We start from the raw sequence: 14,750 nt of genomic DNA, 5'->3' as shown, positions 1-14,750 counted from the left end.
CCATGAACCGAATCCTATTGAAACTAATGCTGCTCGCTGTGCTTGTCCCCATCTCTTCGGTTTTGGCCGATGAATGGCCGCAGTGGCGGGGACCGCACCGGGACGGTGTTTGGAGCGAAACCGGGATATTGGAGACATTTGACGGACCGGAGATCCCGATCCGTTGGCGAGTGCCAATCGGCAGCGGCTATAGCGGCCCGAGCGTCGCTGACGGGCGCGTTTACGTTACTGACCGTCTCGCGAAACCGAAACAGGTCGAACGGGTTCACTGTTTCGACTGGAAAACAGGGGAATTGATTTGGTCCTTCACCTACGAGTGTGAATACCGAATTGACTATACCGCCGGACCTCGAGCCAATGTTATCATTCATGACGGACTCGCTTACGCCCTGGGAGCGATGGGGCATCTCCACTGCTTTGATGCCGCAACCGGCACGTTGAAGTGGAAAAAAGACCTCAACGCCGAATACAATATTAAGATGCCAACCTGGGGGATTGCGAGCGCGCCGATTGTCGAGGGTTCTCACCTCATCGTACAAATCGGCGGCACGCCCGGAGCGTGCATCGTCGCTTTCGATCGCGAAACCGGAGCCGAAAAATGGAAAGCCCTTGAAGACAACGCATCTTACTCAACTCCAATTGTGATTACACAGGGGGGCGAGCGGGTGCTCGTCTGTTGGACAGGTAGAAATATCGCCGGGCTCAACCCGCAGACAGGCAGCACGCATTGGCGCCATCCGTTTCCACCGACTCGCATGGAGATCGGGATCGCAAGTCCCGTTTTTTATCAAAATGAGTTGTTTATCACCGATTTCTTTGAAGGTTCACTGCTGCTGAAACTGAATCCAGATAAGCCGATGATGCAATTCGGCTGGCACCGTAAGGGAAGAAATGAACGGAACACAGACGCGCTCCATTCCACGATGTCAACCCCGATCCGACTCGGCGATTACATTTACGGTGTGGATAGCTATGGGGAACTCCGCTGCCTCGATGCCCGCAACGGCGATCGGATTTGGGAAGACCTCACCGCGGTTCCGAAAGCGCGCTGGAGCAACATTCATTTTATCAAAAATGGCGATAAGGTCTGGATGTTTAATGAGCGCGGCGAACTCCTGATTACAACGCTTTCGCCGGACGGGCTGAATATCATCAGCCGCGCGAAACTGATCGAACCGACGCGCGACCAGTTGAACCGCAGAGGTGGTGTCACATGGTCACATCCTGCGTTTGCCTATAAACATGTGTTCGCCCGAAATGATAAAGAACTGGTTTGTGCCAGTTTGGCGAAAAGCGAAAATAGGAATGATTAAATGAGATACTACTTCCGTGAAAATATTCGGCGATACGAAATCATGACGCGGATGAGTCTGGAGAATTGGGCAAAAAGGACGTATGGAGGCACGGACTTCCACGACTTTTCATCTCGCAACTTTCTCGAAGCGGCCTTGCCGAGGCTCCGGTTTGAGACACCGAATCCAACGGCTCTCGAACTCGGAACCGGTGTGGGTCCAGGCGCGTTATTTCTGGCCGAGCGGGGTTACCAGGTCACCGGTTACGACTTGATACCTGAAGCGATTCACACGGCCCGGGAAATAGCTACCCTTCGAGGTTTGTCCATTCAGTATGAGGTGATGGACGTAACCCAAATCCCGCACAATGGAAACCGGTTCGATTTGATCGTCGACAGCTACTGCATCAATCACATCGTGTTTGTAGAAGAGCGCAGATCTGTCTTCGAAAGCGTCAAGGCGCGACTGAAGCCTGAGGGCTACTATCTCGTGAGTTCCTCGGTTTACGAGCCCTCCCGACATACTCCGGACATGAAAGTCATCGACCGATCAACTGGCCAAACCTATGACATCTATGACAACGACTGTCTTTACGATCCGTCAACAGATTACTACTACGAACCGCTCGAAAAATACCCGTCCGAACGGGAGCGGATCGAAGCGTGCGAGGACACAATTGTTGTGAATGGCAGGACCTACATTCCAAAGCGGTGTTATCGGGATTGGAGACGACTCCAGGCCGAAGTCGGATCCTATGGATTCGAGCCCATCTTTCGCCATGGCGAATATGGCGAGAGTTCGATCTTCATCCACAGGGGGAGTGGCGTCAACCTTGTTCCTATGAAAGATATATAGAGAACTCAGGGAAGTTCGATACAGCCTGAGGCCGTGGCCGATTTGTTTGCTAATTGACAAAAACTGTGATACATTCGCACTACAGTTTTTACCCCCCTGAACACTGGGGAAAACAACGACAACACAGCGAGGTAAAAAATGGCAGATAAAATTCGCATTGGCATCATTGGTGCGGGTGGTATTTTCCGGAGCCGACATTTTCCGGGACTGGCAAAAATTGACGACGCCGAAGTCGTGGCAATATGCAACCGCAGCATAGAAAGTGGCGAAAAGGTAATAGCCGAACAGGGCCTATCAGCCGAAGCTATGACAGACCCACAGGCCCTGTTGCATCGGGACGATATCGACGCAGTAATGATCGGCACCTGGCCGTACAAACACTGTGAATTCGTCCTCGCATCCTTAGACGCTGGCAAACACACCTTTGTACAGGCGCGCATGGCGATGAACTTGCGCGAAGCCCGATTGATGTATGCCAGAAGTCGAGAATCCAATCTCGTAACCCAAATTTGTCCAGCCCCCCCGTGGAAAGGCGGGCGTTTCTTGAGACGGCTCATAGATGAAGGGTATTTGGGCGATATTTTCCACGTATATGTTCGCGACCTGGGCGGGCGCTATTGGGATATCGAAGAGCCATTACACTGGCGACAGATGCGCCGATATTCGGGCTTAAATATCCTGGGAATGGGTATTACCGTCGAGCGCGTCGAGCGCGTATTTGGCTATATGTCAACCATAACGGCTGAAACTGACATTTTTACCAGAGAGCGACCACTACCCGATGGGTCTGACACTGGACCGGTTGAAACACCTGATATGGCGCATATCATAGGCAAAATGGAAAATGGTGCGCGTGCGGCATTTCTATTTTCGGGCGTCGCGCAATTTGGCGGAAGCTCTGTCATTGAAGCTTATGGTAGTGACGGCACATTGACCTACGACATGGGAACGCAAATTCGCGGTGCAAAAACGGGGGATCGACGACTGCAAGAAATACCCATCCCCGAAGATGAAGCCGCCGAATGGACGGTCGAAGCCGATTTCATCAATGCCATCAAGGGTGGGCCTCAGGGCGATACCAGCTTTTACGAAGGCATGAGATATATGGAATTTACCGAAGCGGTTCACCGCTCGGCAGAGCGCGGCGGAACCGTTCGATTGCCCCTGGTTGATTAGAGGAGATGCAGTGATCAGACTTGTGGCATTTGACCTGGATGGAACGATCTTAAATCACAACAACACCCCATCGGATGCTTCGATGGCGGCGATTTGCGAATTATTGGATCGCGGCGTAGCTGTAGCGTCTATGAGTGGACGCAATTTTGAACGCAATCAAATTCCGTTTGTACGCAATCCCAGCGTGGCCGACGCCCTCTATGCCGGATGCTATAATGGCGCAATGGTTTTCGCACCCAGGACGAATGGCACACGCCAACTCATGCATGAACAGCGTCTGCCCGATGACATATTCTCATCGCTGATCCAATATGCCGATGACCGGCTCATGAATTTTGTATATTGTCGCTGTGACATGAATAGCGAAGGCCCCTGCGAAGTTTATATCACCGACCGCATGACAAAAATGAGCCGCGCGGTAGCCACAATGACCAATATGGTCTATGAAGTCGATGCCGATCTCGCGCAGCGAATACGCACAAAAGAATTGGCCTCGCCCCCCAAAATAATGCTCTTGCCCGAACCCGGACATGCCGATGAAACAGTTGATGAATTAAAAAATATATTCGGCGATCAAATTTACATGGCCTGGGCCGTGGCGGGTCGCATCGAAATCATGCACCCGGATGTGAACAAAGGCGCAGCACTCACAGCGATAGCCAACCACATTGGCGGCAGCCTCGATGAGGTGATGGCTGTGGGCGATGGCAATAATGATCTGCCCATGTTGCGCGCAGCCGGAACCGGTGTATTGATGCACAACGCAGATGCAGCAACCCATCGCGCAGTGACCGGGGAAAATATTCTACAAACCGACCACATTGAAAACGATGGATTTGCCAAAGCCGTGCGTCGATATGTGCTTGATAGGTAAGAGGAAGGATTCTCATGGGACAGACATTAGACATAGGTCGGCGAATAGAATTGGTGCCAATGGATGTCCATTTTCACGACATCACAATTGGGCTATACCGGCAAGAAAACGCACAGGGCACGACTTTTCGCGTTCACACATATAGCCAGATAGACGGGGCGCAAGCGCGTATAGATTCCGTAAACCATGCAATGCGCGTCCTGGGAGGCATGGAAGACGCAGGCGAGGGATTATTGCGCTTTCCGTGTGGCGCCACACATCTGCTCTCTGTGAAGCGACTATTCTTGGAAGCGTGCAAACTCGGCATGGATGACGACGTATCTATGCGTCCGTTGACCATCCTGGACAAAAAATCGGGATTGCACATTTCCGCAACGCCCCAATCTAATGGCGCATACAAAATCACGGCTGATAGCGATGAAAAAGGCGCAGACCGGCGCATTCGATTGGTGGCCGGAGGGCTTGCAAAACTGGGCGAATTGGAACAAGTGGAAGAAGACCAGGTGCGCTTTGATTGCGGCATGACACACGATCCCCTCATAGGTGTCCTACTCGTACGCGCCCCCAATGTGCGATCCGTCATGCGAGAATTGGAACAGGCTGCCAGCCGGGGCGTGCTCGCAGCCCCGAGCGCGCAAAATTAGGAACTGGAGTCACATATGAACGACCAGACAACAAAACCAATGAAACCGCGCGACCGCGTATTGGCCGCACTCAATCGGGCGCCTGTGGATCGCACACCGACCTGTAACCCGACTTCGGTTGCAACCGTAGAATTGATGGATCTCGTCGATGCGCCATTTCCGCAGGCAAATCGCGAACCAGAACTCATGGCACGGCTGGCGGCAACGAGCTATACCGAACTGGGTTTTGACACGATCATGCCCGTATTTACAATCATCCAGGAATCATCCGCACTCGGGTGCAAAATCCAGTGGGAACAAAAAGACAACTGGCCCACAGTGCAAATGAGAGAACCGATCTGGCACAAGGTAGATGATATTGAAATTCCATCGAACTTATTGACCCATCCCGATACAAAATGCGTGCTGGACGCGATTGGCATATTGCGAAAAGAATACGGCGATGAAGTGGCGATTATCGGTAAAACAATGGGACCCTGGTCTCTGGCGTATCACTGCTTTGGCGTAGAGGATTTTTTGCTCCTATCATTGGACGACCCGGATCACACGCGGCAAATTCTGGACAAATTAAAAGAAGTAACCGTCGCATTTGGCGTAGCGCAAATTGAAGCGGGCGCCGACGCCCTGACCCTGCCCGATCACGCAACGGGGGATCTGGTCAGCGGCGATTATTACGACCGGTATTTGCGCGAATTGCACATCGAATTTGCCGACCGCATACCCATTCCGCTAATTTTGCATATATGCGGGCGCACCGTTGATCGGATGGAATACATCGCGCAAACGGGCATGGCAGCATTTCACTACGACTCCAAAAACGATCCAGATGAGTCAATTGATATTGTAAAGGAACGAATCGCGCTGGTCGGCAATATCAACAACCCGGAAACACTATTTTCAAAAGAGCCGGAAACCGTAAAAAAAGAAGTGTATAAAAACCTGAGTGCAGGAGTACATCTGGTGGGGCCTGAATGTGCGATTCCCTTGCAAACATCAATCGAAAATCTGAAAGAAATCCCAAAAGCAGTCGTGGATTGGCATGCGGAGGCAGAGAGCGTTAATGGCTGAATTATCCGATGTTCAAAATGAGTTTATCAAAGAGGAAATAGAAGAATTTTTAGAACGCCCCGATGAGATACAACGCAATATCGATCTGTTCGCAAACGCGAGTCCCGAGATGCAGGCAATTGCCGCCGCATTGATCGATGGCGCGCATCACGATGTCGATCAATTGACGCGCGAAGCCCTGGATGCAGGCGTAGGTGCGCTGGAAATTATGGACGATGGGTTGATCGCTGGCATGGGCATTGTGGGAATTAAATTTCGAGAAAATTTTATTTTTGTACCCGAAGTCCTCGCGTGCGCCCGGGCAATGAAAGCGGGAATGGCGCATATTGAACCCATCTTGTCAGCCTCGGGCGTCGAGCCGGTAGGCACGGTCATTATGGGCACGGTAAAAGGCGATTTGCACGATATTGGCAAAAATTTGTGTATCATGATGTTGCGCGGTGCCGGGTTTGTCGTCCACGACCTCGGCGTGGATACATCCGAAGACGAATTTATGGATGCCGTCGAAGAACACGAAGCCAAATTGCTCGGCATGTCCGCACTGTTGACCACGACAATGCCGAATATGGGCAAGACAATTGAAGCATTTATCGACGAAGACTTGCGAGACGATGTGAAAATCATGGTGGGCGGTGCCCCTGTGACACAGGAATTTGCCGACGACATGGGGGCGGATGGATACGGTGAAAACGCCCTGGACTGCGTGGAACTGGCTGTACAATTGTTGAAGGAGTGGGAGGAGGAGAATGAGTGAGCGTGAAAAAATAGATCGAGAAGCCTATCAAAAGCGGCTGGACCGCATGTCTGAAATTTTTTCAGATATTGTCCAGCATGCCGACGAACAGGCGCAAATGCGCTGTCCCTACAAAAACAAGGACAACGAGTGCACCGCCAAATTTGGCTGTAAATTCCAGCGAAAACCAGCGCCCAACCGGGCGCTTTTTCAATGTGCCAGCAACGATAACCTCGACTATCGCACGGCCTGGGAAACAGAGCCAGATGCCTATCGTGAGATGAAGACCACACTCAAAAAACAAAAAAAGCGTCGCCGAAAAAAGGGAACGGGCACAATTACACACATGGGCAAGGTGCAACAACTCGAAGGACGAAAAACGATATTTGATTATGCCGACGATCTATCTGTTCGGGTTCCAACATCGTGTTTCCGGTCGGGTATCTGCCATGAATGCGTGGTAGAAATTGCAAAAGGCGAAGAAGCTCTATGCCCCAAAACCGAAGCTGAAGCCTTCTTAAAAGACAATTACCGATTGGCCTGTCAGGCTGAAGTCGTAGATTTAGATGCAGAAGTCGAATTTGTCCCCCTGCGCCGCGCGCCTCAAATTTTGACCTTGAGCCAGGAAAAAGCAATTGATCTCAATCCCGTGGTAACGCGTAAAGGTGACCGGGTATTCTACGACGGAGAAGACATCGACCGGTTTCGGGGACACATCTACGGACTGGCAATTGATGTGGGCACCACGACAATTGTGATGGATCTCGTAGATCTGGAATCTGGCGAAAGTATTGCGATTGCATCTTATGAAAATCCCCAGCGCTTTGGCGGCAGCGATATCATGTATCGCATTTCCTATGATGGCGAATATCCAAATGAGTTGTGGAAAGCACTGGTAAATGCGATCAACCACGAAATTCTCGTGCTATGTGAAAAATTGGGTTTTGAGCGACAAGAAATTTACGAAATTGTCGTCGCTGGCAATGCCACCATGAGAGATATGTTTTTCAGGCTCGATGTGCAGAGCATTGGACAAAAGCCCTATAAATCCCAAATAGAACACGAATATCTGGCCGGAGAGCGAAAAACAACCGCCCTTTATGAAAGCAGCAGGCGGTTGGGCATTCGGACAAATCCCAAAGCGCGGGTATATGGCATGCCCCTTATTGCAAGCCATGTGGGCGGCGATGTCGCAGCGGACATGCTGGCCGTGGAAATGGGCGCTCAAGACGAGATATTCATGCTCGTCGATGTGGGCACCAATACCGAAGTCGTAGTGGGCAACCGAGACAGGTTGGTGGCAGCTTCTTGTCCGGCGGGACCCGCATTTGAAGGCGGCGGTATCGCCTGTGGCATGCCCGGACAAGATGGGGCGATTGAATCGATGGCGTGGGAAAGTGGTCAGTTCAATTATCGCGTAATAGGTAATGGCACGCCCCAGGGGTTGTGCGGCTCTGGACTGATCGATTTATTGGCCGAACTTCGGCGGCATGATATGATGACGGAAAAGGGCGTATTTGCCGACCGCAAGCAATATGAAATGATTGTAGTGCCCGAACACAGCATTGCGCTATCGCGCGAAGACGCGAGCAATCTGGCTCAGGCCAAGGCCGCAAATTACTGTGGGCAGTTACTTGTCATGCGCGAATTTGGCATTGCCCCCGACCAGATCCATCGACTTTATCTATCTGGCGGATTTGCCAATTACGTCAATGTGCAAAATGCGATTGATATTGGTTTTCTCGCACCCGTGCCACAAGAACGCATCGAAAAGGTGGGAAATGCCGCGATATTGGGCGCGAGAGAAGTATTGCTCTCGCGGAAACGACGCGAGAGCTTAGAACGCCTTGTGAAGCGGATTGAGCATGTGGAACTGGAGACAAAGCCAGACTTTTTTGACGTATTTGTCGAAGGGTGTCAATTTAAGAGGATGACGGTATGAAGTCTTTTGCAGAACGCCTCGCAGACGATCAACCTATGGTGTACGACGGCGGATTTGGATCTCAATTATTTGCACACGGGGTAAACCTGGCAAACAGTTCCATCGCCAATCTATCGCACCCCAAAGAGGTTGTAGCAGTGCATCGCGCGTATATCGATGCGGGTGCAAACGCCATTGGCACAAACACATTTGTGGTATCCCCCCTGCATCTCGAGATGGCCGATGCCGATGAAGATGATGCCGAGCACTTGACAGAATTAGCTGTCCAACACGCGCGGCAAGCCGTTGAAGAAAGCGGGAAGGATGTTTATGTGGGTGGCTCCATCGGTCCCTCCCCCGGTGCTATCGAAGCCGATGCCGGCGATACGGTTTTTGGCATCCCCAATGTCGATGTGCGATCGGCCCACGAGCGCGTGATCTCTGCCATGGTCAAAGGCGGCGCCGATTTTTTTGTCATAGAAACGCAGTTTTCCGCCAAAGAAGCTGCAATCGCCGTTGATATTGCACGGCAGACGGGCTTACCCATCGCCGTGAATATGACGTATAAATTCACAAAGGATCGCAAAACGGGTGAATTGATTTACCGCACGGACTGGGGCTTTTCGCCCGGCGATGTGCTGGACATTTTGGCAAGTGGCGAATTTTCAGATGGCGATAATCTGCTCGGCGACGTGCAACTCCTGGGCCTGAACTGCGGCGCTGAAACGCGCAATACAGACCACACGGGCATGCCCTATGCAATTGAGGGCACAGTGCAGATGCAAAAAGCGCTTGTGGATCGCGGCATTGAAAACAAGCGCTTGATGGCCTATCCCAATGCGGGCTTACCCACCCTGGACAAAGTCACCAAACAGGCGTCGTATTCGCAAGGACCAGAAGACATGGCCCAACACGTCGAGGACTTGTTGGACGCCGGTGGATTCTTGATAGGCGGATGTTGCGGAACCACGCCCGAACACATTCGGGCATTTCGCAATATCGTAGATACGCGGTAGGAGGCTCTTGTATTTTTACACCGATTAAACTTGAGGTTTGAATTATGGCTGATTATTGGGACGACGAAATAGAAGATATCGAGGTCGAAGATATGTTTGTAGGCGCGCTACTGGGTGGTGCGATAGGCGATTCTCTGGGCTGTTTTTGCGAGGGATGGGACCGGGATCGGATCAAAGCGGTAGAGGGATTGACAGACCACTATCGAGGGCGGGTCAATCGGGAAGGCGTGGTAACCCGCCCAGCAGGAGAATATACAGACGATACCCAGCAAACCCTCGTCCTCGTTGAGTCAATTATAGCGTGTGAAAAGGTCGATCCCGAAGACCTGAGCAATCGTTTTTTGGCGATGTGGCGCGAGGGACTCCTGCAAATGTATGGCCGGGCTTTTCGGGAAACCCTGGAACGCCTCGATCAGGGTCTGGCGTGGTCCGAAGCCGCATCGAAAGACCACCCATCCAACGGAGCGGTCATGAAAATCGCGCCAGTGGGCTTGTGGCACTGGGCAACCGGTGAAAATATCCTGGACGATGCAATTGCAGCGAGCCATGTGACACACCAGGACCCACGCGCAGTTGCGCCTGCAGTCGCAATGGCCCATGTGGTGGGGCATCTGGTAACACATCGCCCACTGGACGGAAATGAGGTGCTGGACGTAGCCGAGTGGTCGGCCAGACCGATTTGCGAATCTACAGGCGAGTTGATCGCACAGGTGGGGACATTGCTGACAATGAACGAAGAAGATGCGTGGGCAACCATGGTAAAAATGCCCGAAGCTGCGCGAGAAAATGCCATCCCGAGCGAAGCCCAGGCCACAATTGTCGTGGCTTTAGAGGCGTTCTTGCGCTCAGAAGGAGAATTTATCCCCACTGTTGAGCGCGCGCTGCTCACGGGTGGAGATGTAGATACATTTGCAGCCATTGCCGGTACCCTGAGCGGTTTGTATCACGGAACAGCGGGTTTGCCGCAACATCTCGTAGAGACACTGGTTGAACGCACAGAAATCGAATCACTATCCCGCGAGCTTTACGAAAAGACCGGAGGCGCCCTGTGATACTCGACGGTTTTAAGGGCATGTATCCCGCACTGGTCAGCCCCAGGGATGGGACAGGTGCATTCAGCGTCTCGGCCTATGAAAAACTCATAGCGCGTATTTACGAACGGGGATCACACGGCGTGTACGTGGCAGGCAACACGGGCGAAGGTTATTTGATGACAATGGCCGAGCGCAAGTTGGCCACAGAGATTGCCGTCAAAGCATCAAAAGGACATGGACGAGTGGTAGTACACGTTGGCACCCCCTCTGAACGCGACGCGGTTGAACTCGCCAAACACGCCGTAGATGCAGGAGCCGATGGCATTTCGAGTTTGCCGCCTTATGTCCAGGGATATCGTTTTGATGACATATTGGCGTATTACAGCGCACTGAGTTCAGCGGCAAACTTGCCGGTCTTTGTGTATTACATCCCCGTGGTCACGCATCAGGAGTATTCGTTTGAACAAATCAACCAGATGCTCGCACTCGAAGGCGTGGTGGGCATTAAATTCACAAATTTCAACCTGTTCTTAATGGAACGCATACTCAATGGACCGCATAAGCCGCATATTTTTAACGGACATGACGAAGTGGCCCTATCGGGCATTGCGGTAGGTGCCCAGGGGGGAATCGGCACATTTTACAATGTGATGCCCGCGCATTTTGTGGGCATTTACGAAGCGGTGAACAAGCGCGATTTGGACACGGCACGCACATTGCAAGCAGACGTGAATGAACTGATTCGGATTTGTCAAAAATACAGTGGACACGGCAGCGTACGCGCCGTATTGCGCTGGCAGGGAATCGAGTGCGGCGATCCCGTCAAGCCAACACGTCCGCTCGACGAGGAAGAAGAGAAAGCATTACGAAAAGAAATTGAAGCAGCAGCTTTGGATATATTTTGAAGTGGTGGAAGGTAATATACAATAGGTAAGAGGGGTGCTTTTCACGCCTTGTATCTTTGTATCTCTGTGTCTTTGTGTGAGGCCCCCTCGCCTCTCACAATCTCATACACCGTCGCCCCTTCCCGCTCGGTTATAGTGGAAAACGCCCAGCCCGCATTGCACAAACGATCAAAAAAAGGTCTGCCTAAGATGCGATTGGGTTCAGAAAATAAAACGCGCCCTCCCGGTGCGAGAAGGGCGTCGAATGTGGCGATAAGAGGATCGAAAAAACGCGGTTCGTACACGAGATCTGCACCCAACAAGGTGGCATAGTGTTGATCTTGCGGTGGAGAACGCCAGTCGATGAGCATCGTCTGGGGAACAATGCCCGCAATTTGCAACCCATTGAGTTGCGCAAACTTGAGAGCATCGAGCTGGTAATCCGTAGCCGTGACACGCGCGCGTTTGAGACAGGCAATAGATGAGACAAGGCCCAATCCACAGCCGAGTTCAAGCACGGATTCGCCCGGCGCGATCAGATTATCCGCGAGCAGAACATCGGACAAAATAAGCGCAGAATCCCAAAGCGTTGCCCAATAAGGCAGACGTTCATCCTGAACCTCAACGCTATTGGGATCCGCCATTTGCATTTTGTCAAAGAGTGCCTCGGCATCTTCAACACACGTCACACCTATTTTGCGCCCGCAAATATTGTGGTGTTCTTCGCCGAGTTGATAGCGCCCGGCGAGTTCGCGTTTGAGGGCGTAAATTTCTTTTTGTACGCTCATCAAAGGGGACTGGCCTGCCTACTGATACGCTTCCCACAAAGCCTTGTAATACTGGAGCAGACGCTCGGCATCTGAACTACCGGGGATTTCGGCCAGCGTATATCCCGCATAGCCTTCGGCATTGAGGAGCGAGAAGAGTTCGCGCCATGGATAGGCCGGATTGCACAATTCATTGATGTGTACCAGACCGATTTTGTGTTTGAGCAGGTCAAAATTGGCTTTGATAGAACCGTCTTCCACTTCGCCCAAATTCGAGTTCCAGCATACCTTTGCATTGTCGTGATCTGCCCAATCCATGATGGTGCGCATATGCGCTGGCTCTTGCGTTTCTCGCCCGTGTACTTCCAACCGGATTTGCACTCCCAGATCAGCAGCGGCAATCGCGCATTCGCGCACGGATTTGCCAATTTGTTCGAGTGTTTGATCCACCGAGATACCTTTGTCGGTCTGCAGACCATTGGGCCGCACCTTAACGCCCGGGCAACCCAGGTCGGCGGCGAGTTTGGCGTATTCAATAGTACCATCAATATTTTCGCGCACAACGCCTGGATCATCCGAATGGTATTCAAACGCTGAGCCCAAACCCGCGATTTCAACACCGCCATCTTCAAATTTTTTGCGGATATCCTGCCTTTGTCCCGCCGAAAGGTCTGATTCAACGCCGTGAGCATGCGTAGTACGCAGTTCGGCACCGCCATAACCGAGTTTGGCACAGGTTTCGATAATAGTGGCAACATCCCATTCTGCAGCGATTTGATACGTGACAATACCCAACTTCATTTTTATCTCCCGTTGATAGCTCTCAGCCGCTATTGGTCGGCAAAACAAAGGGCCAAAAGCTGAAAGTGGATGAACTTATCGTTGCCGACCGCATCTGAAGATAGGACTTGCACTGAGAATGTCAATGCCTTTGAAGTATCTCCCATAAGACATACAAAATAACTTGACGCACATCGAACATTTCGCCATATCTACACAGGTACAATCCTCTATCACAGGGATATTCGAGATGCATATTCAGCGTGCCGAGAGGCGAGATTTTCTGGAAATCGCAAAATTAGATCGCGAAGCATGGGCACAAAATCGGAATTCTGAGTATATTCCCGATGGCGAGCACGTCTGGCGATTGTGGACAGAGTACGCACTGGTATTTTGTGCATGGGAAAAAGAGAAACTAATCGGTGCTGTGCTGGCATTTCCCACGAGAACGGACAGGCTGTATTGTTTGCACAAAGTATTTGTGGATCATCCCTTTCGCGGCAAAGGCATTGGTTCCGCTTTGTTCGACGCGATTTTAGCCGCCTGTGATCAAATCGGTGTGGATTGCTTTTTGACCGTAGATCCCGAAAATGAAAGTGCTATTTCCCTGTACGAAAAATGGGGATTTAGCGAGAGAAACTTTGTGAAAGGTTATTATCGCGCCGCAGAAGATCGGTATGTACTGACGCGACGCTGCAAAACAAAGACCTGAGATAAGGAGCCAAACAATGCACCCCAAATGTCTCGATTATTGTCTGACAGAAGAAGAAGCGCGCAAATTCAAACGAGATGGCTATTTCATTGTTCCAGACGCCCTACCACCCGACATGGTCAGCGATCTCGTCGTCGCAGTAGATCGCGTAGATAAAGAAGAACGCGCACGGATGGGAAAAAGTGCCACAGCGCGCATCAACCACTACGACTTCATTGGCAAGGACGACCACTTCTTGCCCTTGCTCGACTGGTACAAAACATTTCCCAAAGTGTGGGGCATCCTGGGCTGGCACATCCAGCTCTACCACACCCACATGACCGTGACACCCCCTGCAGAACCGCACAAAACACTCGAAAAAGACGGACCTGGACTCGGCTTCCATCAGGACAGCGGTCGCATCAATCAAGACTTCGACATGATCCCGCGTCCCATGATCTCCCTCAAAATCGGCTTTTTTCTCACTGATACAACCCAACCCGGCCGCGGCAATTTCTACGTCCTCCCCAAAAGCCAAACGCAAAATACATTTCCCGGAGAAGATCGCAACGCGCCGCACAAAGACGCTATCCCGGTGCTCGTACCGCCCGGATCAGCCGTATTTTTTGACCGCCGCCTATGGCATTCAGCCAGTACCAACTACTGGAAAGAACCCCGCCGCGTACTCTTCTACGGCTACTCCTACCGCTGGCTTCGCCCCCGAGACGACATGCAGGTAGAACACTACCTCGACCGCTGCACGCCCATCCAAAAACAACTCCTCGGCGTCAGCTACTCCGGCGGTCGCGGCTACACCTCCCCCACTCCCGAAGACGCGCCCCTCAAAACCTGGCTTGAAGAACACGGGATCAGTGGTGAATAGTCACTAAAAATTTTTAATGGCGTACAATTAGGCAGGCATGTTTGCATCAATCAAGTCGGTTATTGATCAACCGGCGGCACTGACATCACAATCTGGAGATGAGAGATGGGCATATCAGATAGACGCAAGTTG

General features: G+C 51.7%; 15 protein-coding genes. 13 read left to right on the top strand and 2 right to left on the bottom strand.

The annotated features are described in order from the left end of the window. The first annotated feature begins 2 nt into the window (after nucleotides 1–2). From OXG87_09320 to OXG87_09270, 11 genes are all read left to right on the top strand, one after another. Complete coding sequence (locus OXG87_09320; GenBank protein ID MCY3869745.1) at nucleotides 3–1,313, top strand: PQQ-like beta-propeller repeat protein; 1,311 nt, start codon at nucleotides 3–5, stop codon at nucleotides 1,311–1,313. Beyond that, entirely contained in the window at nucleotides 1,314–2,147 is an 834-nt protein-coding gene (locus tag OXG87_09315; protein MCY3869744.1) for a class I SAM-dependent methyltransferase, read from the top strand. It abuts the gene before it with no gap. 138 nt (nucleotides 2,148–2,285) lie between these two features. Continuing rightward, the gene (locus OXG87_09310; protein ID MCY3869743.1) at nucleotides 2,286–3,323 is read left to right on the top strand and encodes a Gfo/Idh/MocA family oxidoreductase; all 1,038 of its coding nucleotides are present in this window, start codon (nucleotides 2,286–2,288) and stop codon (nucleotides 3,321–3,323) included. A 10-nt stretch (nucleotides 3,324–3,333) separates the two neighbouring features. Then, entirely contained in the window at nucleotides 3,334–4,197 is an 864-nt protein-coding gene (locus OXG87_09305; GenBank protein ID MCY3869742.1) for an HAD-IIB family hydrolase, read from the top strand. A 14-nt stretch (nucleotides 4,198–4,211) separates the two neighbouring features. After that, nucleotides 4,212–4,841, top strand: coding sequence for a hypothetical protein (locus OXG87_09300; GenBank protein MCY3869741.1), 630 nt, complete (start codon nucleotides 4,212–4,214; stop codon nucleotides 4,839–4,841). A gap of 15 nt (nucleotides 4,842–4,856) precedes the next feature. Then, nucleotides 4,857–5,909 (top strand): MtaA/CmuA family methyltransferase, encoded by a 1,053-nt coding sequence (locus OXG87_09295; GenBank protein MCY3869740.1) that lies wholly within the window; start codon nucleotides 4,857–4,859, stop codon nucleotides 5,907–5,909. After that, nucleotides 5,902–6,663: a corrinoid protein gene (locus OXG87_09290; GenBank protein ID MCY3869739.1), complete on the top strand. Its 762-nt coding sequence runs from the start codon at nucleotides 5,902–5,904 to the stop codon at nucleotides 6,661–6,663. The genes OXG87_09295 and OXG87_09290 overlap by 8 nt, the downstream gene beginning before the upstream one ends. Beyond that, on the top strand, nucleotides 6,656–8,584 hold the full coding sequence (locus OXG87_09285) for an ASKHA domain-containing protein (protein ID MCY3869738.1): 1,929 nt from the start codon (nucleotides 6,656–6,658) through the stop codon (nucleotides 8,582–8,584). The genes OXG87_09290 and OXG87_09285 overlap by 8 nt, the downstream gene beginning before the upstream one ends. Beyond that, complete coding sequence (locus OXG87_09280; protein ID MCY3869737.1) at nucleotides 8,581–9,579, top strand: homocysteine S-methyltransferase family protein; 999 nt, start codon at nucleotides 8,581–8,583, stop codon at nucleotides 9,577–9,579. Before OXG87_09285 ends, OXG87_09280 begins: the two co-directional genes overlap by 4 nt. Before the next feature lie 44 nt (nucleotides 9,580–9,623). Next, a complete protein-coding gene (locus OXG87_09275; protein MCY3869736.1) occupies nucleotides 9,624–10,631 on the top strand; it encodes an ADP-ribosylglycohydrolase family protein in 1,008 nt (335 codons plus the stop codon). Further along, on the top strand, nucleotides 10,628–11,518 hold the full coding sequence (locus tag OXG87_09270; GenBank protein ID MCY3869735.1) for a dihydrodipicolinate synthase family protein: 891 nt from the start codon (nucleotides 10,628–10,630) through the stop codon (nucleotides 11,516–11,518). The genes OXG87_09275 and OXG87_09270 overlap by 4 nt, the downstream gene beginning before the upstream one ends. A gap of 41 nt (nucleotides 11,519–11,559) precedes the next feature. On the opposite strand, the gene OXG87_09265 is transcribed toward OXG87_09270, so the two are convergent. Together OXG87_09265 and OXG87_09260 are read right to left on the bottom strand one after the other, a co-directional pair. Then, nucleotides 11,560–12,285: a methyltransferase gene (locus OXG87_09265; GenBank protein ID MCY3869734.1), complete on the bottom strand. Its 726-nt coding sequence runs from the start codon at nucleotides 12,283–12,285 to the stop codon at nucleotides 11,560–11,562. 18 nt (nucleotides 12,286–12,303) lie between these two features. After that, the gene (locus OXG87_09260; protein MCY3869733.1) at nucleotides 12,304–13,065 is read right to left on the bottom strand and encodes a sugar phosphate isomerase/epimerase; all 762 of its coding nucleotides are present in this window, start codon (nucleotides 13,063–13,065) and stop codon (nucleotides 12,304–12,306) included. 229 nt (nucleotides 13,066–13,294) lie between these two features. Between OXG87_09260 and OXG87_09255 the strand changes: the two genes are divergently transcribed. Both OXG87_09255 and OXG87_09250 read left to right on the top strand, forming a co-directional pair. Then, nucleotides 13,295–13,756 (top strand): GNAT family N-acetyltransferase, encoded by a 462-nt coding sequence (locus OXG87_09255; GenBank protein ID MCY3869732.1) that lies wholly within the window; start codon nucleotides 13,295–13,297, stop codon nucleotides 13,754–13,756. A gap of 16 nt (nucleotides 13,757–13,772) precedes the next feature. Then, nucleotides 13,773–14,618: a phytanoyl-CoA dioxygenase family protein gene (locus OXG87_09250; protein MCY3869731.1), complete on the top strand. Its 846-nt coding sequence runs from the start codon at nucleotides 13,773–13,775 to the stop codon at nucleotides 14,616–14,618. Nucleotides 14,619–14,750 lie beyond the last annotated feature (132 nt).

This window comes from Gemmatimonadota bacterium, assembly GCA_026706845.1.
GTDB lineage: Bacteria > Latescibacterota > UBA2968 > UBA2968 > UBA2968 > VXRD01.
The sequence above is the reverse complement of the archived record's forward strand: the minus strand, read 5'-3'. Positions and strand labels throughout refer to the sequence as shown.